The sequence below is a fragment of the Clostridium sp. JS66 genome (genome assembly GCF_033561535.1).
GTDB lineage: Bacteria > Bacillota > Clostridia > Clostridiales > Clostridiaceae > Clostridium_AM > Clostridium_AM carboxidivorans.
Map to the genome: position 1 here is coordinate 4,682,399 of NZ_CP131467.1, position 26,185 is coordinate 4,708,583.

Below are 26,185 nucleotides of genomic sequence, written 5' to 3' on the forward strand. Positions count from 1 at the left end.
GCTAAATATTTATCATAAAAAAACATAATCTGTATAAAAACTATAAAAATATTATGCTATTCTTATAAATTTTACACAGATCATTTTATATCTTAATTTTTACATATTTACAAAATAAATTTGTTATTTATCAAATGTAACTACATAAGTATTTATATTATTCTTATTAATCACATCACCAGAATTTCCATAGGTAAAGGACAATGCGGTTCCTGTGCTATCCCAGCAAATATTTGAAATACAAGGCACTCTTTTAATTTTCTTTTCTTTAATATTACCATCCTTGTCTTTAATCTTAACTGTAATATAATCATTTTCTTCATTTTTATCATTTAAACTAGAGGCTTTTACTATCTCTTTTATATCTCCAGTTTTGGTATCTATAACCTTAACAGACACGTCAGATTTGTTATTATTATTACCATTTATTCCATTATTACTCTCTATATAGGCAGCTTTGCTTCCATCAGGTGAGAGTATGTAATCAGATGTAAATGATCCTGAGCTTATTTTTCCTTTAGGTAATTTAATATTTTCTAATACTTTACCAGATTCATTCATTATAAGTGCTCCAAAAGTTCTATTTATATAAACTCCATTAGTTGCATCGCCATTGTTATCATAATTATTCATAATAATTATCTTTCCTTTTTTATCTGCATGCGAAGAATATTTATTGGAATAAATATCTTTTATTTCCTTAGTCTTTATATCTATGGAACATAATTTTACTCCCTCTTTACCATTTTTATATTGAGTATAATAAAACTTACCTTCTACACTGCTTCCTAAATCTTTAATATCATCTATACCGGATATCCATGCATCATCATGTTCTTCACCATTATAATTTCCATCAGCATATACCTTTCCACTTGTATCAATTACTGCCCAATGATTGAAGTAATTTGCTAAGACTTTATTACTACTTATCCATATAAATTGAGCATCACTATTTAATTTTTCAGTATTTACATCTTTAATTTCACCTGTAGACAAATCTAACAATTTTACATTTTTATGAAGAAGATCTCCTGATTCAAGGGCTTTTTTCCATTCCTCGCTTTCAATTTTAGGAATGCTCCTTACTTCTGCATAAAGAACATATTTCTTATCTGGTGACACTCCTAAAAATTCATCTATATTAACATTTTTAAAGTCTTTAATTTTCTTTGTATTTAAATTATATATACTACAATATCTTATAATTGTAGTGGAATCAGGATTTTTAAATTCACTTTTTTTAGTTAAAGTCAAAACCTCATTTTCATTTATCCATGCTGCACTCTCAATATTCTCGTACTTGTCAATTTGATATCCATTTTCATTAACTTTGGCAGAAGGCTTGTATGTCATAACTTTTATATCATTTGTAGATTTAGCAGATACATCACTGTTAACTTTAAATATACTTACACCTCCTATAACCCCTGTAACTAAAATCAAAGCTAAAATTTTCTTACCTAACATTGAATTTTCCTCCCCTATATTATTTATAAATTCATGTTATCAAAACTTTTTCACAAAGTTATAAATAAATGTTACAATCTTGTAAACTTTATGGAGAAAATTCAACACAAAAAGTAGTGCCTTCATTTAACTTAGAATTTACACTTATAGTTCCTCCTTGTTTTTCAACCAATTTTTTAACTAAAGCCAATCCTAATCCAGCGCCTCCAGTTTCACGGCTTCTGTGTTTATCAGCTCTGTAAAATGGTTCAAAAATTTTAGAAAGTACTTCTTCCCTGATACCTATTCCAGTATCTGAAACAGTTATAACTATCCTACCTTTGTCGTTTTTATAGCATTCAATACATATACTTCCCTTTATCTTATTATATTTTATAGCATTATCAATTAAATTTATGAAAACATGTTTTAAACTTTCCTCATCCAAGTTTGCCTCAATATCTTCAGCATTACATTTTAAAATCAAATTATTTTTCTTTATTTTTGCCATCATTGATTTACATGTTTCATTCAATAATCTTCTTAAATTAACTTCACTTTTTTCAATTTCAAAATCATATTTTTCAAGGGCAGATAGATTCAGTACATTATCTACCATACTTGAAAGCCTTTCACAATCTTTCGATATACTTAAAGTTCCCTCTTCGATTAATTTTACATCATCATTATACATTGCAATAACATCTGCATAAGCCCTTATACTAGTAATTGGAGTTTTAAATTCATGTGTTACATTTCCTATAAACTCCTTTTGTTGCTTGTCCATCTCTTTTAATTTGTCTACTGCTCTACTTAAAGAATCCCTTTCAACTTTAAGATCTTTAATGTTTTGTTCTATGGTATCACTCATAAATATAAGACCTTTGTTCAATTCACCTAATTCATCATTTCGATTTACTTTATGAACTTTATTAAATTTACCTTTTTGAATGTCTTCCACCAAATCTTTCATTTCATATATATCCCTGGTTAACCTAGAAAAATAAAAGCTTTCCACAGCTATACCAAGTATTAACACCAAAAAACCTATGCCATAAAATAATTTTTTTATATTATTGTAAAACAAATTATTTTCCTTGTTTGAATATTCCAATTCTAAAATTGCTACTGTATTTCCATTATATTTAATTGGAGAATAGAAATATATTACATCCTTAATTTCTCTAAAAGAAACCTTATCTTTATTGGCATAGTCTACCATGATTTTTTTCTTATCATTCTCGTTTAATTTTGCATCTGTCTTAAATCCTGAAAGGAGTTCTCCTTTTGTATTATATATATTAGCAGGTATAGTCCTTAACCATGTTTTGTTAAAAATGCTTCCTCTTGCTAAACTATTACTATAGTCATCATTTTTATTCAGCCTCATTCGCTCGCTAAAATATTCTTCAAACATATCTTTTTGCTTGAATAAAATAGCCTGTGTCCCTTTTTCCTGATATTCCTTTATTCCACTGAGTACAAAAAAGTTTAAAAATAATATTACAATAAGCAATAGTGAAGCTGTAAAAGATATTAGCTTAAATTTAATTCCCATTTTCAATTAATTCATCAACCCCTTTATAGCCAATACCATATACAGTTTGTATTAAATCTTGATACCTATTACCCAGCTTTTTCCTTATTCTCTGAATGTGTGTATCTACCGTTCGTGTTCCTCCAACATAATCCATGTTCCATATTATGTTTAAAATCTGCTCACGAGAATACACTATATCTGAATTTGAAAGAAGTAAATACAATAGATCAAATTCCATAGGTGTGAATTCTAGCAGAGAATTCTTTATACTTACAGTTCTCTTCTTTTTATTGATATTGAGATCGCCTATATTTATAACACCCCTGTCCTTTTCTTCATCAATAGTTTTATCAAGCCTTCTTATAAGAGACTTAATTCTTGCAATGAGCTCTCTAATGTCAAAAGGTTTAGTCATATAATCATCTGCTCCAAGTTCAAGTCCAAGTATCTTATCCACAATATCTTCTTTTGCTGTAAGCATAACAATTCCTATATTTTTACCTTCTAACCTTTTACAGACATCATATCCATTTATTATAGGAAGCATTAAATCTAAAACTACTATACGTGGTTTATAAATTTTCACTTTATCAAGAGCTTCCCTACCATCATAAGCTCTTTCCACAAAATAACCTTCTTTTTTTAGTGCATAAGTAACTACATCTAAAATGCTCTTTTCATCATCCACTAAAAGTATTTTTTCATTCACTTTTTTGTTCCTCCAAATTTGTATTTCAATTAAAATTATAATTTTTATACAGTAAAATTATACCATACACTACTATTCATCAAAAGATTCCATATGATTTCATTTTTTCTATATTTGTATAACTAACTATGTTATCATTTATTCATTAATAATATCACTAATTGTATCATCTAAAAGTTCAGGAATTGGAAACTTTTTTTTTAATAATAAAGTATAGATGTAGTTATAGAGGGAAATATATTTTTGTAATGAATTATGAAGGAGGCAAAAATATGGATGAAAAAAGCAAAGAAATTTTAAAAGGGTTTAAGGAAAAAAAGACAGATACTGAAGTTGCAAGAGAATTAAATACTGTTAAAAATCAACAGGATTCTTTAGAACATACACTAAATGAAATTAAATCAACACTAGGAAGTACTTTAAGCAAAAAAAGTTCTTCAATGCAAGCAACGTCTCAGTCTCAAGGACAATCCCAAAATAATCAACAAATTTCAAGTGAACTTACACACGAAATTCAAGGACTTAGAACTCGTGCTCAGCAGCAGCAACAACAAGTTCAACAACAGTTACAGTCTTCTATTCAACAAGCTATGAGTTCTTTAAATGAAGCTAATGATCAAATACAAGCAAATTATGCGCTTGCACAAACTAATCAACTTATAGACCAAGTTCAAAGTCAATTAAATCAAATGGCTCAACAAAGTCAGCAAGGGCAACAAGGGCAGCAAGGAATGCAAGGTCAAATGGGCCAACAGAATCAGATGAATCAACAGGGTCAAATGGGTCAACAGGGAATGCAGCAAGGATATCAATGTCAACACGGACAAGGTATGCATTAAAAAATAAGTAAAAATATAATGAGCTGTCTCTAAAATCATTTTGAGACAGCTCATTTATTTTTATATATTGATTATTATTAATGGATAAGATATGTTAAAGCTATCTTATCCATTTATGTGTATAAGAAAAAATCTAATTTTAGCATCGCCCCAGCCTAAATCCCAAGGTACATGATATCTATCTGTAGTATGAGAATTTACTAATGGATAACCATGACTATCAAATCCTGTTACTACCGCAAAGTGATCTACATTCCCTCTACCTTTCTCATAAGCAACCAAATCTCCAATCTGCAGCTTACCAACCGCACCACTTGGAAGTCTTTCCGAAAATTTAGTTAGATCTTTAAATGTACCAACACTTATTATACTTCCTCTTCCACTACCTACTAAATAATTTTTCAATCCGTCTGCATTAGACCAGGCTCTACTTCCTGGAGTCCAAGAACCACCAATAGGCATTCCTCCACCTTCTTTATCCCCTAATACTTGTGATGCAAAATTACTACAATCTCCGCCTATACCATTATAATCACTATATTTCTTGTTGTATTTAAAATTATTACTACTTCCCCAGGCAGCTCCACAGTATTTATCAGCATAAGCAACAGCCTTTTCTCTATTATAGAATGGTTTGCTATAACTTAATGCTTCATGACCATTATTTGAATCATGAATATTAGGTAACATTCTTAAAATACTATCAGCAACATTAGAATAACCTCGTAGTGCATCTTCAAAGCAATCAGTATACCAATCATTATAAATAACCCATTTATCATTTTTTTTAATCAAACTTGTTGTATGTCTTATTCCAACTCCAAAAGAATTAATTGGAGAATTATCATCATTGTTGTAAACATAATCAAACTTATATGATTCTTGTAAAGCCATTTTTATTATATTACCACGAGGATATACCTTTTTTATTCTCACTGAAGATGCTACCTTACCAAATGTTATATTTCTTTCATTGGACCAGTCATTAAGATATTTTACACGCTTAATTTCGTGCTCCAATGCCCATTTACCATATCTCTGCGAAGTATCAAAAAGTTCTTTTAGAGATGATACATCACCAGAAACAAATGCTGCTGAACGTGCATTGTATATTCTTTCAACTTCTGATTTTAATTGATTTTCATCAATATTTTCAACTGAATTTTTCTTGTTAGAATCTGTTTCACCCTGCTTTTCACTATTAGGTTCAATATTGCTTTGAACTAATTTATACTTTGGTAAATTGCTGACTACTATACATTCCTGATTATATTTATTTACATTTAGTATGTTGTATTTTAATTTTTCATCTGTAATTTCTGTTAAATTTTTCAGCTGCATTCCTTTAACATAATTAAGTTTGGCTTTATAACCAAAAATAGAACTAATAATTAAAATAAAAAATATTACATGCTTATGTCTTTTTATCATTGCTAACTCATCACGCTCCTTTTAGTCTCTTAGTATATAACTTTCCCTGGTAGCACTATGAGTTATTCAATTTAATTTAAATTTTATATCCATTATGGACTGGTAATTAAAGCGATTAAAAATAAAAAAAGGAACTTATGTATAGAAGTTAACTATATACAAATTCCTTTTTTATTTAAAAGCCAATTTCATAAATACCAAACTGTTTAATAATACATATAGTTATAATTTTTTACTTAGCATCACAATCTTCATCTATATTTGCACTATGATTAAGCACATATAATGTTCTCTGGGAATTCTTATGTAAGTTTGTTGCACCTTTAGAATTATTTAATGTATTATCTGCATTAATATCAAGATTTATTTCCTTGTCTATTATGTATAGCGGTCTGCATTTGCTTTCATCATAAATTCTAGCAATGTATTCACCAACAATTCCTATTGCAACAAGCTGGATGCCTCCAATAAAACATGCTATTGTCAAATTTGTTATCCATACTATAGAACTAATTAATACTCCATGTGACATTTTTACCACTAAATATATAAAGACTATCAAGGATATTAAAATAGCATCAAAACCCAAATGCTCAACTAACTTTAATGGTTTTGACGAAAAAGAAAATATTCCATCAAGTGCAAATCTTATCATCTTTTTTAAAGGATATTTTGTCTTTCCTGCAAAACGTTCCTTTCTTTCATATTCTAAAGATATTTGTTTAAATCCAATCCAACTTGACATTCCTCTTAAAAATCTATTATGCTCAGGCATTTTTTTCAACGCTTCTACTACTTTTCTGTCAATAAGCCTAAAATCCCCCGTATCCATAGGAATTTCTACAGTACTTATTTTATTTAAAATTCTATAAAATATTTTTGCTGTAGAAAGCTTAAATAAGCTTTCTCCTTCACGTTTCTTTCTCTTTCCATATACAACATCGTTACCTTCTTCCCAAAGTTTGATCATTTCAGGTATAAGTTCAGGTGGATCTTGAAGATCAGCATCCATTATAATTACTGCATCGCCTTTGGATTTATCTAATCCAGCAGTAACTGCAATTTGATGTCCAAAATTTCTTGAAAAGCTTATAACCTTTACATGAGAATCTTTTTTAGCAATTTGCTCTAAAATTTTAAGAGTGTTATCTTTACTTCCATCATTAACAAAAACTAGTTCATATTCCAAATTATTTTTTAGTACTACACTACTTAGCCGAGTATAGCATTCACTAACAACCTCTTCTTCAAAGTACATGGGAATGATTATTGAAATAAGTTTATGATTCATCATCTAAACCTCCCGAAAACATGCTTAATAAATAGGTTATAATTAAAAATTTAACCACAGTTATTATTTTAGGTATAAGTTGAGTTTTCTATTCTTGATTTCATAAATTTTATTAAAAATTTTCCTTATTTATGAATATTTCCATACTACTTCTACAAAAATAAAATAGGACCTTATGCGTAAAAAGAAACCTAAAAAGATGAGGAGAAGAAATATGAATGTATTCAATACAAAACCAGTGGATAAAACCATTAAATTTATTGAAAAATGTTATTACCTTTTTATAGTAATAATTTTATGTACAGCAGCATTTAATATTTTTTACAATCTAGGCAATATACCTATAAATAGCTGGGATGAAGCTAGGCATGGAGTTAATGCTTATGAAATGATTAAGAGAAATAATTATATAGTAAATACTTATGCATATAATAATGACTACTGGAATCTGAAGCCTCCTGCAAGTTATTTAGCAATAATTTTAGGCTATAAATTAGTAGGTTTTAATGCTTTAGGATTGAGGTTGTTTTCTGCTATAGCAGGTGTACTAACAATACTCTCCATAACAATATTTGTTTTGCACTATAATGGCAAATTAGCATCCCTAATTTCTACAGCAGTACTGACAACAACTTTGCCTTTTATTGTTGATCATTGTTCTAGATCCGGAGATGCAGATTCAATATTTGTATTATTTTTTACATTATCGATGATTTTTTTAATAATTTCCAAAAGGAATATTTTATGGTTTTATGCCTCTGGATTAGCTTTTTCATTAGCTTTTCTTACGAAAAGTTGGCATTCAGGTAGTATAGTAGTTATTATAATTATATATTTAGTTGTAAACAAAACATTATTTAAAGCAAACAAAAAAAATTTAATCTCATTTTTATTGGTTGTTTCCTTTCCAATTCTTATTTGGGCTATACTAAGATACAATCAAGATGGTTTTGCTTTTTTTAAAAATATGATAGGATATGACTTAATGGCTAGAACCTCCAAAACTTTAGAAGGTCATATTGGTGGTATGTGTTACTATCTTGAACATTTTCAATGGTCTTATTTTTACTGGTTTTGTGTCTTTATAGCTACAACTTTAGCAATGGCTGCAACAACCACCACAGAAACTTTAACCAGTGATTCAAAAAATTATAGTTTATTCATAGCACTATGGATAACCATCCCTTTTTCACTTTATTCAATAGCAAAAACCAAAATTTGGTGGTACATATTTCCCATTTACCCTGCCCTTGCTATAAGTATTGGTGCAACTTCAAGTGTACTTCTAAAAGTAAAAAAATCCAATATTTTTATGCCTATTTTGTTAAGCGGCATGATAATACTTGCTATAACTAAAAATCAGTTACTAATTTTAGATAAAATCTCAAATATTAAAACAGATCAAATACAAGTATTATTAAAGGATTTAAAAAAACATCCTGAATATAAAGGTAAAAAAATTTATATTAACCACTTTGAACAAAGTTACTGGCTTTGTGCTGAATTATATGGAGACCTAATTCCAGTTTCTGGTGGAATAGAGGGGTTCTTAAAAGACAATACTAGTTCCATGCTTCTTATTACAAAAGACAAAAAAAATAATTTAGGAAGTAACGTCAATAATTTAAAATTAGTAGACGAAAACGAAACAGCCTGCATTTACAGCAAGTAAGTGAAATTTTGTTTAATATAAATAAATATACATGCTAATAAATGAAATTTATTTGAGTATAAGCTTCACTTTATTAAAAATCCATGTAATGACAACTAAAAATATAATATCAAATGTATAGTTAAATAAGAAAAGCTGTTTTGCAGTGTCAGCTTCGCCATTACCTATATATGGCATAGGAAACTGCGTAATGCCAATTAACATAACTACCCATAAAAGTTCTATGCTCAAAATAATTGTTTCATTATTTTTATTTTTAATATACTCAATAACAGAAATCAATGATACTAAAATATAAAAACTTACTATAAACACCAATGTTTTAGGTATCTCTAAATTTCTAAAATTTGACCAAAGTGTAAAACGATTAAATTCTGAAGTATATTTTTTCACTTGATATTTTTCGTATTTTCCCAAAGAGGTCTCAGTATGAAAGCATTTTGATGCAGTATATTCCATACCTTTTAACAACCTATCAGGATGTAAAATATAAAACTTTAATAACTTCATATTGTTAATTTTCTCATCAAATTCTTTATTGGTTATATCTGAATGAGGAATATATTTTACATATGCATTTTGGGGCATATAAGCATGTTTCCCTGCCTCTACTGATAAATCTGGAGGTAGTCCAAGTTCAACTAAATCCTTCTTAGGATTTTCTGAACTCTTTAAAATTCCATAGAAAACTGAATTAAATTTTGTATCCACACCGCAAGAACCATCAATATGAGAATATATACCTTTTACATAAAAAGACAATAGCACTATGGTTATAATTAGAAATACATTAGTTTTATTAAAAGATATTTGTTTTTCAGTAATTTTCGTCACACGTAGTATAATTAAAACTACAAATGGCAAAGCAGCAAAACATTGAGCTTTTGAACCAAGAAACAAAATGGATGAAATAAATATAAATAAAAACTTTGCATAAGATTTATCTTCTCTATGCTTCAAAAAATAGAGCACACTTGAAATAAATAAAAGCATTCCAATAATCATCATTGGTTCTCCATAAAGACTATTAAACCATACAATATAATTTCCATCTACCAATATAAGTATGGATAATATACTAAAAAAAAGTGTTGTGCTTAAGCTCTTAAAACCTATACAACAAATGCATATGTACAAAGCTGTTATATACAAAATTAAATAAATAAATGCTAGAATCCTAGTATTGAAATAATTATACCCCATTATACTACATAAAAATTTTCCTAATATTATAGGATAAATCATACTTGTTGTTGGGGTAGCTCCTAAAAGTCTGGAAGAACTTGTTGGAAGAGATTCATATTTAGTTATAACATACTTAAACCATTGCGTTCCATCTTGCTCTTTAGTATTCCCTAGTCCTGTAACTTTCATCACTCTTTGAAAATCTCCTTGATCCGCTATTCCTGGCATAGGAGGATAGAACAGTATGAATAAACCTATTATACAAGCTACTAAAGCACTGACAGCTGGTATGTACTTATACAAATTTAAATGAAGTTTTGCGTAAAAATTACTTTCTTTCATATTTATCACAATAATATCCTTTCATCAAATTTATTTCAACAGAAAATATGCTCTTTTAAACAAAGTATTACCATAAACCTATGTATTAAACCTAATTATTTATTATATTCTAATGTTTCCTAATAAATTCAATTCATATTCCTTGAAAATAGTTTTTTGTATATATGGCCATATTATGAAAATAATAATTGTAAATCGTTTTGTAATGAGGTGATAAAAATAACTGTTTCTAGTAATAATTATAATAATTCTTCTTGTGATATAAATTCTAAACAAAAACAATCCATATATGTGTCAAACAGTTTAGAGATCAATAAAAATACTTTGAAAAACATTTTTAATAACTGTGAAGATGTAATAATTAGAGAAATAAACATAGCTAGCAATTGTAAATATCCAGCATTTGCAGTCTATATTGCCAACTTGACTCCATTAGAGTTAATAGAAAAATTTATAGTAAATAAGCTTACTGAATTACACTTTGTAGAAAATTCTGATTTAAATGATGCTAAATACTATGAAAACTTATTTGGAGTGGGAAAGTCTGATACTTTTGAAGATATGAATGAGGTTATTGATTTAGTATTAGAAGGAACTATAGCATTATTCATTGAAGGCATAAATAAAAGCATAGCAATTAACTTAAAAAATCCACCTGGAAGATCTATCGATAAACCAGACACAGAATTAAGTTTACGTGGTCCCAAAGAAGCCTTAACTGAATCCGCAGATGTTAACATAGCATTAATAAGAAAAAGACTTAAAAACAGATATCTAAAGATAGAAAAAAATAGATTAGGAACCAATACCAAAACTGATATTATCATTATTTACTTAGAAAACATAGCTAATCCCAAAATAGTAAGCGAAGTCAAAAATAGAATTAATCAAGTAAATACAGATTCCATTTTTGACAGCAATGATCTTCAAGAATACATAAGTGACACTCGTAAAGGTATATTTCCTACAACTTTTACAACAGAAAGACCTGATAGTGTTGTAAGTAAGCTATTAGAAGGAAGAATTGCAATTATCACTGATGGTTCATCATGTGCTGTAACTGCTCCAGCAGTTTTTTTAGAATTTCTACAAGTAAGTGAAGATTACTATTTGCGATATATTCCAACAACAGTTAATAGGTGGATTAGATATTTTCTATTTTTTATATCTATATTATTACCAGGATTTTATGTTGCAATTATAACCTTTCATCAAGAACTTATTCCAACCTCCTTGTTAATAACAATAATTAAAGGACGTAGTAATGTTCCTTTCCCTACGTTATTAGAAACAATATCGATGGTATTTGCTTTTGATGCACTAAGAGAAGCTGGTCTTAGGATGCCAAGAGCGTTAGGCCAGGCCATAAGCATAGTTGGCGCTTTGGTTTTAGGAGAAGCAGCAGTTAGTGCAGGACTAGTCAGTGAACTAATGGTAATAGTAGTAGCCTTTACAGGTATATCTTCTTTTACGCTTGGATATCCTGAAATGTATATGTCTATTTCAGTACCACGATATATATTTGTAATTTTAGGTGGAACGTTAGGGTTACTTGGATTAAATTGCGGCTTAATAGCACTTATAATAAACTTTACAGCTAAACGTTCCTTTGGAGTGCCTTATATAGCTCCATTAATGCCACTAGTAAAAGATGAATTAGATGATGCTATTATAAGGGCTCCTATTCCAAGCATGAAGAATAGACCTAAAATAATGACATGGGTGCAATCTATTCGCAGAAAAAAAAGGCCTAAAAACTAATATAACATTACTCTTTATTGGATGTGAAAATTATGAAAAAAAAGTTTTTATGTATATTTGTAGCTATTAGTTTTATCTTTTTTTCTTCAGGATGTAATCAAAAAACAGAAATGGTTAATCTAGCTAAAGTAATCGCATTAGGTGTAGATATTAACCCTGATGGTAAATATTTAGTATCCATAAGAATTCTCACTGAATCATCTTCATCAAAGTCCGCAGGTATACCAACACAAAAGGCTGGGGGACTATCTACAGAATCAGCAGTTTATTCTGCTAGTGGAAACAGTATACTTGATTCAATGAATAAATTGAATGTACAGCTTGGTAAAGAAATTAGATTTTCACACAGTAAAGTAATTATCATTGGAGAGGAAACTGCAAAAAAAGTATATATAGCACTTTAGATTATTCTTTAAGACTTTATCAAATGCGTCCTAACATTCCGATACTAATAGCTAAAGGAACTGCTCTAGAAATAATGAATATAGAGACTGTTGAAAACCCATTACCACCAGCCGCTATAGAAGATATACTTATGCAGCAGAACAAAATAGGATATGCTCCATATATAACTAATCTAGATATTGCCAATGCTCTATTAACTGAAAGTACTGCACCAATTATTCCATTAATAATGAAAAATACCAAGGAAGCAACTAACACAAATTCTTTTAGAATTGAAGGTACTGCTGTATTAAAAAAAGATAAGCTAGTAGGCTATTTAAATGATAGAGAAACACGGGGATTAGAATGGGTAATTGGAAATATAAGATTAGGTGCTATTGTACTTCCTGGTATTAAAACTGGGAGTTTAACTACCCTTGTTATAGACTCATACTCTAAAATAAATCCTATATTGAAAGGCAATGACATAACAATAGAAATAGATGTAAAAAACAAAGCCAATATACGAGAAATGACAGATGATTTAGATATGATGAAAAATCCCGAAATAATGGATGAACTCAATGAAATCCAAAATAAGATAATAAAGACTGAAATAGAGGAAGCAATAAATTCAGCACAAAAAAATCTTAAACAAGATGTTTTTGGCTTTGATCAGGCTATTTACAGAAAGTATCCTAAAGAGTGGAAAAAAATCAAAGACAAGTGGTCTGAAGAATTTCCACGCTGCATTGTAAAGGTAAATGTACATTCAAATATTGAAAGACCAGGAAGTCTGAACAAATCTATTAAATAACAGGAGGAAAAATGTGAAGATTACAATATCATTATACCAATTGTTTAGTCTTATGGTAATCCTTCCTTATGCCACTGCTGCACTATATTTTCTTGCTCCTGAACTTCAACAAGATGTATAGATTGGCATATTAATTTATATTTTACCTAGCATTGGTCTTCAATATATTTACGTATCCTTATTTGAAAAATACCCCAATGACACTTTGGTAACTTATATGCCTAAAATACTTGGAAAATTCTTTGGAACTATAACAAGTATACTTTACATTTTATATTTTATGTACATAGCAGCAAGAGATTTAAGGGATTATATAGAGCTTTTGTTAACAGATGTTATGGCATTTATGCCACCTTATGTAATTTATATATGTCTAATATCAATAGTTATATATGGCATTTATGAAGGTTTTGAAAATATTGCAAGAATAGCAGGTATGGGTATAGTTGTTTTCATTATATTTCTTATTATAGAAAGTGCTCTTTTATTAATAACCCATCATGCCATAAATCCTAAAAACTTTTTGCCTATAATGGAAAATGGATTAATAGATATAATAAAAAAAGGCTGGCCTCTTATAACATTTCCTTATGGAGAAACAGTAGTATTTTCTATGTTGTATTGTTATGTAAATCAACCTGAAAAAGTAAAAATTACAGCTTATGTTTCTATTATTACAGAAGGTATACTTTTAAGCATAATAAATATATTATTTATTATATCTCTAGGAGCAAAATATGCATCTAGAACTTTGTTTCCACATATAGTTGCAATGCGTTTAATAAAATTTGGTGGTTTCATAAATAGATTTGATATATTAGTAATAATCCTTATGCTTTATGCTGCTTTCTTTAAAATCAGTGTACTTTTATATGTAGCCATACTTGGAACAACTCAACTGTTCAAATTAAAAAGTGAAAAAGTGCTTATTGTACCTTTTGGCATTTCAATATGTATAATTTCAGCTTTAATAGCAAGAAATTATCCTGAACACATAAAGTTAGGACTGGATTTTACAGTAAAATACATACATATACCAATTCAAATTATTATACCTTTTATTACTTTAATAATTTACTTCATAAAAAGTTGGATTTATAAGGGGACAACCATTAAATCATAAATAATAAATTAATGTCACTCTATTAAGAATAAATACTATATTGTGTTTGTTTTTAATTTACAAAATAACCTATTGCATATAAAGCACTTAATCTCCACCCATTTATAGTTAATCGAAAAGCAAGGCTTTAAACCTTGCTTTTCTTACATAATTTTGTGAGCACTTGTTTGCAAAATAGTTGGATTTGGAATTGAAATAAAATTTCTAGCTACATATTCTTCTTATACTCTACAATATCCTCAATGGAAACTACAGTCATATTATGTTCCTTAGCAAAATTAACTATTTGAGGCAAATTCAATTCTTTAACTTTTTCATCTGTCAAACAAAGACAGACAATACCACTACATTCTCTTATTAACATAGCCATTTGTGGCTGTGTAATAGTTTCAGCAGAAAAAATAAGATCTCCTCATTATGCACTTACAATATGAATTAATTCTTAAGAATACTTGGACAATTACTTTCAAATTATATATAATAAAAAACAATTAGACATAATCTACAAAATTCATCAGCTGCAAACATAATTCAAAAGCAAGTCACAATATATTTTCACTTTTAAAGAATTTATAACTTGAAATCAATAATCATTTTAACTACATTTACAGGAAGGCGATGAACATAATATAATGAGCACAATTAATAATTCTATTTTATTTAAAAATAAGTCTTTAAGATTTTTAATGCTAGCACGAATATCAACTAACTTTGCATATCAGATGCTTACTGTAGCTATTGGTTGGCAAATGTATTCATTAACTCATTCCGCTTTTTACCTTGGCCTTGTTGGATTAGTTCAGTTTCTACCAATGTTATTGTTATCTCTCTTTGTAGGACAGCTTTCTGATAGGTATGATAGGAAAAATATAATTTCTATAAGTCAGATAGCTGAAAGTATTTCTATATTTATTTTGGCTTTTGGAAACTATAGCAATTGGATTAACAAAGAAAGCTTTTTAATAATAATTTTCTTAATAGCTATAGCTCATTCATTTGAAGGTCCACCAATGCAAGCTTTGCTTCCTAATATAGTAGAAAAAGATATTTTCCCAAGTGCATCAGCATTAATGTCTTCTGTTTCTCAATTTGCAGTTATAATAGGTCCTGGGGTTGGAGGAATATTATATCATTTTGGGGCAACACTAATTTATTCAATAGTGGGTTCATTATTACTAATATCAAGTATATTAGTATCACAAATTCTTCTTATAGAAGAAAAAAGAAAAAATGAACCTGCAAATTTAAAATCACTTTTTGCTGGAATAAGCTTCATTAAAAGCAGACCTATAGTACTTGGAGCAATATCTCTAGATCTCTTTGCTGTACTATTTGGTGGCGCCACTGCTTTGTTGCCAATTTATGCAAGTAATATTCTTCATATTGGTTCTTTTGGACTAGGTATACTAAGATCTGCTCCAGCTATTGGCGCATTATTAATGTCTGCAATACTAGCAAGGAAACCACTAAATAAAAATGTAGGCAAAATAATGTTCACAGCAGTAATATTTTTTGGATTATCTACTATAGTATTTGCCATATCAAAATCTGTTACTATATCGTTTTTAGCACTTTTTATACTTGGTGCATCAGATGTTATAAGTGTTGTTATTCGTTCAACACTTGTACAGCTTGAAACACCTGATAACATGAGAGGAAGAGTAAGCTCTGTGAATATGATATTTATTGGTACCTCCAATCAACTTGGTGAATTTGAGTCAGGTATTACAGCTTCTCTCTTTGGAACTGTACCTGCTGCACTTCTTGGAGGAATTGGAACTATAATTGTAGTACTAATTTGGATCAAATTATTTCCATCACTTTTCAAGGTAAATAAGTTTCAAACTGATAAAATCTAAAAAATATCGCGCATAAAAAGATTAATTGCAAGATATTTTTTAGTTATAATATGCATAACAGTTTTACTATTAAAGCTTCACTGGGCTTTGAAAAAGGCTAGTTTTTTCTCTATTAACCATCCATATACCTAAACATACCAATATTAGTGCAACAATATTTTTAATTTCAAAAATACTTTCTTTTAAAAAAATAGCTGAAAGCACTGCTCCAAATATTGGAGTTAAAAAATTAAACATAGATACTGGACCCACTTTATTGTATTTTAAGAGTAAGTTCCACAATGAAAATGCTGCAGAAGATAGTACTGCCAGATAAACAAGCAATAAAGAGGATTCTATTGTAAAATTATAAACTCTTCCTTTAAACAAAACACCAATAAGTATAAGAATTAATCCTCCTATAAAAAGGCTGTAACCTGTTATTATAATTACATCCATACTTTTAGTAAGCTTTTTACCGTAAATAGCAGACGCAGAAAAAATAAATGCTGCTATTATAACAAATCCTTCTCCCTGAAAACTAAAAGAAAAATTTAATAAATCACTACTAAAATTTACTATCATAACTCCTATAAATCCTGCAGTACATCCAATTATTTTTTGCGCATTTAATTTATCATCTACATATATATAATGTGCTAGAATAACACTAAAAAACGTCACTGTAGAATTCATTATAGAGCTTTTAACACCAGTGATATTGGAAACCCCAATATAAAAAAATATATATTGTAATGTGGTTTGCGTAAAACCTAATAAAGATAACTCTAATAGATTATTCTTTGAAATATTAAATACTTTTTTTCCATACTTTTGAGCAATAATAAGTAATATTATACCTGCTATAGTAAATCTGTATCCTGCAAATACAAGTTCTGATGAAATATTAGATGAGGAAATATTAAATAGCTCATACCCTATTTTTATTGCAGGATAAGCGCTTCCCCATAATAAGCAGCATATTGTTGCAATAGTAGCAACAAATTTTGTGTTTGTAAAAATCTTTCTGTCCTTCAAAACTACCAAGTTCCTTTCTTTATGCATTACGTAAAAATTTCTGATTGACATTTACTAAGTCATCGCTCTTAAGGCTCCATCTCTATACTCATTAGGACTTAATACCATAGGTAAACTTCCACAATCTATTATAGATTTACTTCCTATAACCCCACAAGGCTCTTTTGGAAACAACTGATTATTATACATGACTCCTTGTGCAGCTACTTGTTTTAATATAATAACTTTCTTCTTTTCAGCCTTTACTTTATCTACAAATTCATGAACTTCATCACATAAACTTGAATCTACATTTTTTAAGTAATGTCTTATTTCTTGAACTATTTTATCACATACTCTATGCACTGTAGTTATATCTGGCCTAGAGCTTCCTCTTCCAGTTTTTAAAATTACATCTATATTAAGTATAATATCTGTAGTGGAAGGTGTACCTCTTCTATTGAAATAAACAATATCTTTAAGATAACCTGATGACCATCCAAATTTTCCTTGAGGTATTCCTAGTTCATCTACACCAGTAAGCATAACAACTACACCTGTTATTAGGTTAGTTACTCCTTCACCTAGCCTTCCCTGTACTTTAGTAGCTATAGGATAAAAGTCCATTATAGAATTTACCCATACTTCCTTATCATTAGGTTCTATAATTTTTATATGTACACTTTTTATAATATCTTCATTTTCCACAGCTTGATTTTCTAAATTTTCTTTTAAAAAAAGTACATTATTTTTTATATAAGTTTTTTCAGCGAACATTATCTTTTCAATATGAAAAGTTTTAATAACTAGCTTTCGTAATTCTTTATTCATTTTAATCACCTTAACTTTTTCAATTATACTACAATCTTAGCATTCAATATTATTCCTTGCAAATGAATGAGAACTATATTATAAATTTTTATATGTTGTATTACAAATTCTTATAAGATGAAGTCAAAGTAATAGCAATTTTTTATATTTTTTGAATTGTATATCATATCCATGTATATTTAAAGTAGATAAGTATATTTTTTGCTTATCTAAAAATATTAAGATGTGGGGTATTAAGGTATGGAAGAAAAAGTTTTAACGGTATGTCCTTATTGCGGTGCAGGCTGCAATTTGTATTTAGTAGTTGAAGACGGAAAAATCAAAAGAGCAGAACCTGCAAATGGCAGAACAAACGAAGGAGAGTTATGTTTAAAAGGATACTATGGATGGGATTTTCTAAATGATCCTCAACTTTTAACCGCTCGTATAAGGAAACCAATGCTTAGAAAAAATGGTCAACTAGTAGAAGTTACATGGAATGAAGCTATTAAATTCACTGCAGAAAAATTAACAGATATAAAAAATAAATATGGTGCCGATTCTATAATGGGTACCGGATGTTCTAGAGGACCTGGAAATGAAACAAACTATGTAATGCAAAAATTTATGCGTGCTGTTATAGGTACAAATAATGTTGATAACTGTGCTAGAGTTTGTCATGGACCTTCTGTAGCAGGACTAGCTACGGTTCTTGGTAATGGTGCAATGTCAAACACTATTCCTGAAATTGAAAATGCAGATTTACTACTTATTTTTGGATACAACCCTGCTGAATCCCATCCTATAGTTGCTAGAAGAGTTGTAAAAGCAAAGGAAAAAGGTGCAAAAATTATAGTTGTAGACCCTAGAGTTACAGAGAGTGTAAGAATTTCAGATTTGTGGCTTCAACTAAAGGGTGGAAGTAACATGGCTCTTGTAAACGGTTTTGCCAATGTACTTCTTAACGAAAACTTATATAATAAAGAATATGTTTCTAAATATACTGAAGGCTTTGATGAATATAAAGTTATTGTAAATAAATATACTCCTGAATATGTTGAGAATATAACCAATGTTTCTTCTGAAAAAATTAGAGAAGCCATGAAAATGTATGCTAGTGCAAAGAACCCAATGATTCTCTATGGTATGGGAGTTTGTCAATTTGGTCAAGCTGTAGATGTAGTTAAAGGTTTGGCTGCTTTAGCTTTAATGACAGGAAATTATGGAAGACCTAGTGTTGGTATAGGACCTGTAAGAGGTCAAAATAATGTACAAGGCTCTTGCGATATGGGAGCCATTCCTAACTGCTTCCCTGGATATCAAAAGGTTACTGATAAAGCTGTTCGTGAAAAGTTTGAAAAAGCCTGGGGCGTAAAACTTTCTGATAAAGTCGGATATCATCTAACTGAAGTTCCTAAACTAGTTTTAAAGGAAAATAAGTTAAAAGCATACTATATAATGGGAGAAGACACTGTTCAAAGTGATCCAAATTCAAATGAAGTAAAAGAAGCCTTAGATAAGTTAGAACTTGTAATAGTTCAGGATATATTTATGAATAAAACAGCTCTCCATGCAGATGTAATACTTCCTGCAACTTCCTGGGGTGAACATGAAGGTGTATACAGCGCTGCTGATAGAGGTTTCCAAAGATTTCGTAAAGCTGTAGAACCAATTGGTGAAGCTAAACCTGATTGGCAAATAATTTCCGAGTTATCTACTGCTATGGGATATCCAATGCACTATAACAACACAAAGGAAATATGGGATGAAATGAGAAGTCTTTCTCCAAAATTCGCTGGCGCATCTTATGAAAGAATGGAAAAACTAGTAGGAATAGTATGGCCTTGTCCTTCTGAAGATCATCCTGGAACTCCTGTACTTTATGAAAATAATATATTTAGCACGCCAAGTGGAAAAGGCATTTTATTTGCTGCTGAATGGAGACCTACTGAAGAATCTCCAGATAAAGAATATCCTTTAAGCTTATGTACTGTTAGAGAAATAGGCCACTATTCTGTAAGAACAATGACTGGAAACTGTCGTGCTCTTAAGATGCTAGAAGATGAGCCTGGTAAAATTCAGATGAATCCTGAAGATGCCAAGAAGCTTAAAATTAAAGATGGAGATTTAGTAAAAGTTACTTCAAGAAGAGGTTCTGTAATGTCTAGAGCATCAGTTACAGATAGAGTTAGAAGTGGTGATACTTATATGACTTATCAATGGTGGATTGGGGCTTGTAATGAACTTACTTGTGATAATTTAGATCCTATATCAAAAACTCCAGAATACAAATATTGTGCTATCAAAGTAGAACCTTTTCCTAATCAAGCCTTAGCTGAAAAGGAACTAGCAAAAAAATATACTGAATTACGTAAAAAAATGGGAGTAACAAAAGATGCTTATGAAGTAGATGCTTAAATAATTTATTTTTTTCATTTATTTAATACCATACTCCCTAAAAAGATTACTGCAAATATTTTATTTTTAAATCATATAATATGAAAAGTCGTTATCTTATTATTAGTATAACGCTTTTTCATATTATTGTAAACAGTTAAAATTAAAATTACTAAAGCTTTTTAACTTAAGCACAAATATATAATGTAAACATAAAAAGCTATAAAATTAGGTTAACCTATATTTTATAGCTTTTTAAATTGAAAATGAAACCCATATTATATGAAGTTTTACAAGTTAGATTTTGTAAACAGAGCATTGTGGTCACTATCTATTTTTTCCTATCTAAATTTTTTTATTCTAGTTACATCTGAGAAAAAATAAATCATAATAAATATAACTGGAAATGCATAACGCGGCTGTCCTTCAGTAATAAAATACATACAAGAAAACATATAAAAGCAAATTAAACTATAAACACTATATGAATTAACTTTTTCTTTATTAAATATGCTGCAAATTACCTTTTTACTATACATAATCATTACTATAATTGACACTGCAGCTACTAATATTGATATGGCATTAGAATAAGCAGTTAAAGTATTTTCAGTAATTTTATTTAAACCAGCTCCATTAAAGCTATAAGTTATGGAATATCCAACAAGATATGTTTTATATAATCTTTTAAATCCAAGTTGTACAAACTGTATTGGATGTTCCTTTATCCATTTCTTAGCTGCAGCACTTAGCATCTTATTTTTTTCTGTCATATTAGCTTTTTTATACTCTTTTTTATTTACAATTGAATCTTCAACATCACTTGCTGGCATCCATGCACCATAGTGATTTTGAGAATTATTATTTATGTATAGTACAATACCACTATTATTTGATACATATGTAAACTCCCCTATTAACTTTGTGTTTCTATATATCCATGGAGATATAACTATTGCACTAGTAATTAAAACTATTAATGAGTGTTTTATTACCTTTATAAATTTAACTTTTAAAATTATCTCTATTACAAATATAGCAAAGAAAAATATCATAAAAAATGGTTTAATCATAGTATTTATACCTGTTAAGGCTCCAATAATTATATATTTATGCTTAATATTTTTATGATATATTAGGGTTATTAGAAGTAATATAGTTGTAAATAATATTTCTGTTGCTAATATACTATTGTAAAAAATGTTATCAGGAAAAAAAACAAATAATGCATATACTAGTTTTCTTTTATTTTCCTTTAACTCTACACTTTTCAAAACATTGTACATAAGTATATAATTAAAAAAGGTCAAAATTAAATTAAATATCTTTGCAACTATCAAACTGCTTCCAAACATTTTATATATTCCACCTAAAACAATGGAATATCCAACAGAAGTATATGTATCCCCCCAAGCACCTCCCGCAGCAATCTGCCTTGCAACTTCATCATAATATGCAAAATCTGAAAATGGTTTTGTATTTACTAAAGCAACCCATATAATACAAATTAGAATACCTAACATTGTTATTGATTTATAATAGTTTTTTTCTAAAAATAATGTGTTTGTAGTAATTTCATCTATACTTTTCATTGTAATGTCTCCTCTATTTTATGTAATTTATATTTATAAATATCTATTTAACTTTTCTAATTAAAAATAAAACATTAGTAGTATTCATTGAGCAATTTTACATAAATTTTAAACTTGTTATTTTTATTTTCTGCCCAAATTTCTCCGCTATGCAAATTAACAATGCTTTTAGATATAGCAAGTCCTAATCCAGAACCCTCAACCTTAGCATTTCTCGATTCATCCACTTTATAAAACCTATCAAATATTCTTTCAATGTGATTATTAAGCAAATCATCAGTTAAATTTTCAAAGCTTATAACTACAGCATAATTATTCTGAATGATATCTATGTACACATCACTTTCTTTTGTGCTATATTTTATTGCATTAGATAGAATGTTTTGGAATACTCTACTTATTTTATCAGGATCAACTTTTAGTTTTATATTAGTAGCTTTATATTGCTTTTTAAAACCTATTTTCTTTTCTCTATTTAAAATTGCAACTTCTCCTATGCATTGTTCTATAATTTCCACAATATTAACTATTTTTTTATCTAATTTAATTCCTCCACTTTCTAATTTTGAGTATTCAAACAAATCATCTATTAATACTTTAAGTTTATCAACTTTTTCTATAGATGTTTCAATGTATCTTTCTTTATTTTCTTGTGAAATCTTATCACTTTGCAACAGTTGTAAATATCCAATCAACGCTGTCAGTGGTGTCCTTAAATCATGGGAAACATTGGTTATAAGCTCCCTTTTTAACTTTTCTGACGATTTTTCTGCTTCTATTCTATTTTTCAAATTAAGTGACATATTGTTTATTTCATCAGATAGTATGCTTAATTCATCAAAGCCTTTCTTTTCTATTCTATAATTTAAATCTCCATGAGAAATTTTTACTATTCCATTACTAATACTTTTTATATAGTTAGTTTTTCTTCGAGTTAGAAAATATATTATTAATATAGATGAAATTGGAGTAATCAATAATATACACATATATTTCATTCTGCTTGAAAAAACATCCACCCAATTCCATATTATTAATTTGAAAGTCTTACCATCGATGTGTATATCATAAATTTGATACATTACATCACCCTCATGTGGAACAGTATAAAGAATTTTATTCTTTATATATTCTAGATTGATAGTATTTATATTTACATTCTGAGATTTCATTATTATATTTCCATTAAAATCAGTAATAGCTATATTCATACTGTACTCTTGTCCAAGCCTTTTTAAATATTCTTTACCCCCTTCATCATTTCTATATATATATCTATTAACTTCAACATATATATTATTGGAAGCAGCTACAATTTTGTCATTAGTATTAGGTACTGTAATTAAAATTCCAACAGTTATAAAAACTCCTATTATCACTACGGTAAAAGTAATAATATTAATTAGTAACAGTTCACTTTTTATACTTCCAAGTAACAATATCTTCATTTTACTTTTCAATTTTATACCCCACTCCCCAAACAACCTTTATATACTTTGGAGCTTTTGCATTAATCTCTATTTTTTCTCTTATATTTCTTATATGAACTGCTACAGTATTGTTTGCATTATAAAAATTTTCTTTCCATACCTTCTCATAAATTTGCTCACTGCTCAAAACCCTTCCCCTATTTAAAGCCAGTACCTTCAATATGGAAAATTCTATAGGTGTTAACCTTACAAACTTATCCTCAACAAAAACCTCTCTAGTGCTTATATTTATCTTAAGCCCATTAATAATAATTTCCTCTTCTTTTTTTTCATTTTCTCCATTAAATTTAATATATCTTCTTAATTGAGATTTTACTCTAGCAACCAACTCAAGAGGATTAAATGGTTTTGTAACATAATCATCTGCCCCAACATTTAAACCTAATATTTTATCACTGTCTTCATTTTTGGCAGATAGCATAATTATAGGTACTTTTTTATCTTCCCTAACCTTTAGACAAGTTCTAATTCCATCCAATTTCGGCATCATAATATCAAGTATTATTAAATCCACATGATTATTTTTAAGTTTTTCTAAAGCTTCAATACCATCAAACGCAGAAATCACATCAATATCCTCATTCATAAGATAAATTTTAACTATTTCTCTTATATCATCATCATCATCCACTAGTAGTACTGTGTTTTTTCCCATTTTTATAATCTCCTTACTATGATAGTACATAATGTATATATATCATAATATCACTAATTTGATCTTTAATTTACCTTATATGTTAATTTTAATAGCTGTTTTTAAAGAATTATTTATCAAATTTATTAAGATTTTATGAAGATAAAAAACTCATTAATTATTTTTAAAATCTAATACATATTCAACACAATTAGAACTGTCTCCATTTTCTTATAAATTTGTTAACTATCTAAATTTATACTTTTATTTAGTATTAATATGTCGAAAATGTTAAATTATTCAAATACATCATTGACATCCTTCCACCAAGCTATATAATTAAATTATATCAACTTATTAACAAAGAAGTAAAAATTATATATAATAGGGGGGTTGAATTATGCAAGCTCATGAAATAATGATTAATGAAGTGTACACAGCCAATGAAAATGACTTAGTAAGGTCTGTTATAAAAAAATTCATTAAATATCGCATAAGCGGTGTTCCTATAATAAATAGCAAAAATCAAATTGTAGCCTATGTAAGTGATGGTGATATTATGAGATACATAGGAAAGCATGAAAACTTGGTTGTAGATTTTTTATATTATGTTTCTGCTGCAAAAGGTGATGATGATGAATTTGAAGACAGGCTTCAAAGAATACTTAACTTAAGCATCATGGATATAGCTCAACGCAAGGTTATTAAAGTTAGCATGAACGAAGACATTGAAAACGTTGCTTCTATATTGGCCAAAAAGAGTATAAAAAAACTACCAGTAGAACATAATGGCGTGCTAGTTGGAATTATCAGTCGTGGAGATGTCATAAGAAATTGCTTTAAATCTATACTCTAGCATTTATTCAAAAGTCAAATAACCGCACACCTATTCAAATTTAAGTGTGCGGTTTATAAATGAATCCTTTTAATAATATTAGTTAAATGGAAGCAGCATACTTATTAATTACATTATATACTCCATTTTTATTATTATTTTCCGCAATGAAATTAGCATGTTTTTTAACATCCTCTGGAGCATTTTCCATAGCATAGCTGTAATATGCCTCTTTAAACATACTTAAATCATTATAATAATCTCCAAATACCATTGTATTATTTTCATTTATATCAAACTTTTCTTGAAGTATTTTTATGGCACTTCCTTTGCTAGTACCCTTATTCATTATATCTATCCACTTATCACCAGACACTACAAATTCAAGATTTTCATTTAAATTATCTTTTAAATACTCAATAGTCTCTTGCCTTACACCATCTTTTATATAATATGTCATTCTATAAATTGGGCATTTTACTTCTTTAAAAGTTTTTACTATTACCGAAGGTACTTCAACAAATTTAAATTCCTCCAATATAGTCTGTGATGGATCTACTATATATGCATCCTCTGCAGCTCCTAAAAATAACTCTTCTCCAAAATCTCTTTTTAAACTTGCTACATGCTCTATATTCTCTATTGAAATACAGCTAGAATAGAGAGTTTCTCCTTTATTATTGTATTTTACTAGTGCACCATTATGTGATATAAATATAATGCTTGTCCTTATTTTTTTAAAATTTTTGCTAAGCTGTGAATAAAATCTACCACTAGCTGCTGCAAATTTTATATTTTTTTCATGAAGATCATTTATTAATCCAAACATTTTTTCATTTATCTTTCCTTCATCATTTATCAAAGTACCATCCATATCACTTGCTATAAGTTTTATCATTAAATTTCCTCCCAAACACAACGCTATAATCATTTCACTATATTATGATTAATCTTCAATCACTTTATATTTAATTTTCATACATCCAACTATTTATATTATATATATTATGTATAAAAACTCAACTCTTT

21 protein-coding genes and 1 pseudogene are annotated in these 26,185 nt (G+C 28.6%); 9 read left to right on the top strand and 13 right to left on the bottom strand.

Going from position 1 to position 26,185, the window contains the following annotated elements; genetic code table 11:
- Positions 1–123 precede the first annotated feature (123 nt).
- The 3 genes from Q6H37_RS21610 to Q6H37_RS21620 form a co-directional block, all read right to left on the bottom strand.
- Positions 124–1,470: a hypothetical protein gene (locus Q6H37_RS21610; protein WP_318736503.1), complete on the bottom strand. Its 1,347-nt coding sequence runs from the start codon at positions 1,468–1,470 to the stop codon at positions 124–126.
- A gap of 88 nt (positions 1,471–1,558) precedes the next feature.
- Positions 1,559–3,007 (bottom strand): HAMP domain-containing sensor histidine kinase, encoded by a 1,449-nt coding sequence (locus Q6H37_RS21615; RefSeq protein WP_318743100.1) that lies wholly within the window; start codon positions 3,005–3,007, stop codon positions 1,559–1,561.
- Positions 2,997–3,698, bottom strand: coding sequence for a response regulator transcription factor (locus tag Q6H37_RS21620; RefSeq protein WP_318736506.1), 702 nt, complete (start codon positions 3,696–3,698; stop codon positions 2,997–2,999). The genes Q6H37_RS21615 and Q6H37_RS21620 overlap by 11 nt, the downstream gene beginning before the upstream one ends.
- 272 nt (positions 3,699–3,970) lie before the next feature.
- On the opposite strand from Q6H37_RS21620, the gene Q6H37_RS21625 reads away from it, so the two are divergent.
- Positions 3,971–4,537, top strand: coding sequence for a hypothetical protein (locus tag Q6H37_RS21625; RefSeq protein WP_318736507.1), 567 nt, complete (start codon positions 3,971–3,973; stop codon positions 4,535–4,537).
- Between the two features lie 105 nt (positions 4,538–4,642).
- Here the strand turns inward: Q6H37_RS21625 and Q6H37_RS21630 are convergent, their stop codons facing one another.
- Entirely contained in the window at positions 4,643–5,968 is a 1,326-nt protein-coding gene (locus tag Q6H37_RS21630; RefSeq protein ID WP_318736509.1) for an amidase domain-containing protein, read from the bottom strand.
- Positions 5,969–6,200: 232 nt separating this feature from the next.
- Positions 6,201–7,259, bottom strand: a complete 1,059-nt coding sequence (locus Q6H37_RS21635) for a glycosyltransferase family 2 protein (protein WP_318743102.1) — start codon at positions 7,257–7,259, stop codon at positions 6,201–6,203.
- Between the two features lie 214 nt (positions 7,260–7,473).
- On the opposite strand from Q6H37_RS21635, the gene Q6H37_RS21640 reads away from it, so the two are divergent.
- Positions 7,474–8,931 carry an ArnT family glycosyltransferase gene (locus Q6H37_RS21640; protein ID WP_318736510.1) on the top strand — a complete coding sequence of 486 codons (1,458 nt, stop codon included), beginning with the start codon at positions 7,474–7,476 and terminating at the stop codon, positions 8,929–8,931.
- Positions 8,932–8,979: 48 nt separating this feature from the next.
- On the opposite strand, the gene Q6H37_RS21645 is transcribed toward Q6H37_RS21640, so the two are convergent.
- Positions 8,980–10,467, bottom strand: coding sequence for a hypothetical protein (locus tag Q6H37_RS21645; RefSeq protein ID WP_318736512.1), 1,488 nt, complete (start codon positions 10,465–10,467; stop codon positions 8,980–8,982).
- A 315-nt stretch (positions 10,468–10,782) separates the two neighbouring features.
- On the opposite strand from Q6H37_RS21645, the gene Q6H37_RS21650 reads away from it, so the two are divergent.
- The 4 genes from Q6H37_RS21650 to Q6H37_RS21665 all read left to right on the top strand — a co-directional run bounded on the left by Q6H37_RS21650 (position 10,783) and on the right by Q6H37_RS21665 (position 14,543).
- The gene (locus Q6H37_RS21650; protein WP_318736513.1) at positions 10,783–12,219 is read left to right on the top strand and encodes a spore germination protein; all 1,437 of its coding nucleotides are present in this window, start codon (positions 10,783–10,785) and stop codon (positions 12,217–12,219) included.
- Positions 12,220–12,251: 32 nt separating this feature from the next.
- Positions 12,252–12,623 (top strand): hypothetical protein, encoded by a 372-nt coding sequence (locus tag Q6H37_RS21655; protein ID WP_318736514.1) that lies wholly within the window; start codon positions 12,252–12,254, stop codon positions 12,621–12,623.
- A gap of 23 nt (positions 12,624–12,646) precedes the next feature.
- The gene (locus tag Q6H37_RS21660) at positions 12,647–13,420 is read left to right on the top strand and encodes a Ger(x)C family spore germination protein (RefSeq protein WP_318736515.1); all 774 of its coding nucleotides are present in this window, start codon (positions 12,647–12,649) and stop codon (positions 13,418–13,420) included.
- Positions 13,421–13,553: 133 nt separating this feature from the next.
- Positions 13,554–14,543 (top strand): GerAB/ArcD/ProY family transporter, encoded by a 990-nt coding sequence (locus tag Q6H37_RS21665; protein ID WP_318743104.1) that lies wholly within the window; start codon positions 13,554–13,556, stop codon positions 14,541–14,543.
- Between the two features lie 277 nt (positions 14,544–14,820).
- Here Q6H37_RS21665 and Q6H37_RS21670 read toward each other — a convergent pair.
- Positions 14,821–14,955, bottom strand: a pseudogene (locus Q6H37_RS21670) (3,4-dihydroxy-2-butanone-4-phosphate synthase); the annotation flags it as partial.
- Positions 14,956–15,175: 220 nt separating this feature from the next.
- Between Q6H37_RS21670 and Q6H37_RS21675 the strand changes: the two are divergent.
- Positions 15,176–16,402, top strand: a complete 1,227-nt coding sequence (locus tag Q6H37_RS21675; protein WP_318736516.1) for an MFS transporter — start codon at positions 15,176–15,178, stop codon at positions 16,400–16,402.
- 69 nt (positions 16,403–16,471) lie between these two features.
- On the opposite strand, the gene Q6H37_RS21680 is transcribed toward Q6H37_RS21675, so the two are convergent.
- Both Q6H37_RS21680 and prdD read right to left on the bottom strand, forming a co-directional pair.
- Positions 16,472–17,419, bottom strand: coding sequence for a DMT family transporter (locus Q6H37_RS21680; protein ID WP_318736517.1), 948 nt, complete (start codon positions 17,417–17,419; stop codon positions 16,472–16,474).
- 54 nt (positions 17,420–17,473) lie between these two features.
- Positions 17,474–18,229, bottom strand: coding sequence for a proline reductase cluster protein PrdD (prdD, locus tag Q6H37_RS21685; RefSeq protein WP_318736518.1), 756 nt, complete (start codon positions 18,227–18,229; stop codon positions 17,474–17,476).
- 240 nt (positions 18,230–18,469) lie between these two features.
- Here prdD and fdhF point away from each other — a divergent pair, with 240 nt between their 5' ends.
- A complete protein-coding gene (fdhF, locus tag Q6H37_RS21690; RefSeq protein WP_318736520.1) occupies positions 18,470–20,626 on the top strand; it encodes a formate dehydrogenase subunit alpha in 2,157 nt (718 codons plus the stop codon).
- Positions 20,627–20,946: 320 nt separating this feature from the next.
- Here fdhF and Q6H37_RS21695 read toward each other — a convergent pair whose 3' ends face one another.
- The 3 genes from Q6H37_RS21695 to Q6H37_RS21705 form a co-directional block, all read right to left on the bottom strand.
- Positions 20,947–22,197, bottom strand: coding sequence for a hypothetical protein (locus tag Q6H37_RS21695; protein ID WP_318736521.1), 1,251 nt, complete (start codon positions 22,195–22,197; stop codon positions 20,947–20,949).
- A gap of 74 nt (positions 22,198–22,271) precedes the next feature.
- Positions 22,272–23,657, bottom strand: a complete 1,386-nt coding sequence (locus Q6H37_RS21700) for a HAMP domain-containing sensor histidine kinase (RefSeq protein ID WP_318736523.1) — start codon at positions 23,655–23,657, stop codon at positions 22,272–22,274.
- Complete coding sequence (locus Q6H37_RS21705) at positions 23,647–24,342, bottom strand: response regulator transcription factor (RefSeq protein ID WP_318736524.1); 696 nt, start codon at positions 24,340–24,342, stop codon at positions 23,647–23,649. Before Q6H37_RS21705 ends, Q6H37_RS21700 begins: the two co-directional genes overlap by 11 nt.
- Positions 24,343–24,721: 379 nt before the next feature.
- Between Q6H37_RS21705 and Q6H37_RS21710 the strand changes: the two genes are divergently transcribed.
- Positions 24,722–25,177: a CBS domain-containing protein gene (locus Q6H37_RS21710; protein ID WP_318736525.1), complete on the top strand. Its 456-nt coding sequence runs from the start codon at positions 24,722–24,724 to the stop codon at positions 25,175–25,177.
- An 82-nt stretch (positions 25,178–25,259) separates the two neighbouring features.
- On the opposite strand, the gene Q6H37_RS21715 is transcribed toward Q6H37_RS21710, so the two are convergent.
- Positions 25,260–26,054: a Cof-type HAD-IIB family hydrolase gene (locus Q6H37_RS21715; RefSeq protein WP_318736526.1), complete on the bottom strand. Its 795-nt coding sequence runs from the start codon at positions 26,052–26,054 to the stop codon at positions 25,260–25,262.
- Between the last annotated feature and the right edge of the window lie 131 nt (positions 26,055–26,185).

What these genes read in the sequence shown, in the direction of transcription:
- Q6H37_RS21610 (WP_318736503.1), bottom strand. Translation starts at nt 1,470, where the DNA reads ATGTTAGGTAAGAAAATTTTAGCTTTGATTTTAGTTACAGGGGTTATA.
- Q6H37_RS21615 (WP_318743100.1), bottom strand. Translation starts at nt 3,007, where the DNA reads ATGGGAATTAAATTTAAGCTAATATCTTTTACAGCTTCACTATTGCTT.
- Q6H37_RS21625 (WP_318736507.1), top strand. Translation starts at nt 3,971, where the DNA reads ATGGATGAAAAAAGCAAAGAAATTTTAAAAGGGTTTAAGGAAAAAAAG.
- Q6H37_RS21630 (WP_318736509.1), bottom strand. Translation starts at nt 5,968, where the DNA reads ATGATAAAAAGACATAAGCATGTAATATTTTTTATTTTAATTATTAGT.
- Q6H37_RS21635 (WP_318743102.1), bottom strand. Translation starts at nt 7,259, where the DNA reads ATGAATCATAAACTTATTTCAATAATCATTCCCATGTACTTTGAAGAA.
- Q6H37_RS21640 (WP_318736510.1), top strand. Translation starts at nt 7,474, where the DNA reads ATGAATGTATTCAATACAAAACCAGTGGATAAAACCATTAAATTTATT.
- Q6H37_RS21655 (WP_318736514.1), top strand. Translation starts at nt 12,252, where the DNA reads ATGAAAAAAAAGTTTTTATGTATATTTGTAGCTATTAGTTTTATCTTT.
- Q6H37_RS21660 (WP_318736515.1), top strand. Translation starts at nt 12,647, where the DNA reads ATGCGTCCTAACATTCCGATACTAATAGCTAAAGGAACTGCTCTAGAA.
- Q6H37_RS21675 (WP_318736516.1), top strand. Translation starts at nt 15,176, where the DNA reads ATGAGCACAATTAATAATTCTATTTTATTTAAAAATAAGTCTTTAAGA.
- prdD (WP_318736518.1), bottom strand. Translation starts at nt 18,229, where the DNA reads ATGAATAAAGAATTACGAAAGCTAGTTATTAAAACTTTTCATATTGAA.
- fdhF (WP_318736520.1), top strand. Translation starts at nt 18,470, where the DNA reads ATGGAAGAAAAAGTTTTAACGGTATGTCCTTATTGCGGTGCAGGCTGC.
- Q6H37_RS21695 (WP_318736521.1), bottom strand. Translation starts at nt 22,197, where the DNA reads ATGAAAAGTATAGATGAAATTACTACAAACACATTATTTTTAGAAAAA.
- Q6H37_RS21705 (WP_318736524.1), bottom strand. Translation starts at nt 24,342, where the DNA reads ATGGGAAAAAACACAGTACTACTAGTGGATGATGATGATGATATAAGA.
- Q6H37_RS21710 (WP_318736525.1), top strand. Translation starts at nt 24,722, where the DNA reads ATGCAAGCTCATGAAATAATGATTAATGAAGTGTACACAGCCAATGAA.
- Q6H37_RS21715 (WP_318736526.1), bottom strand. Translation starts at nt 26,054, where the DNA reads ATGATAAAACTTATAGCAAGTGATATGGATGGTACTTTGATAAATGAT.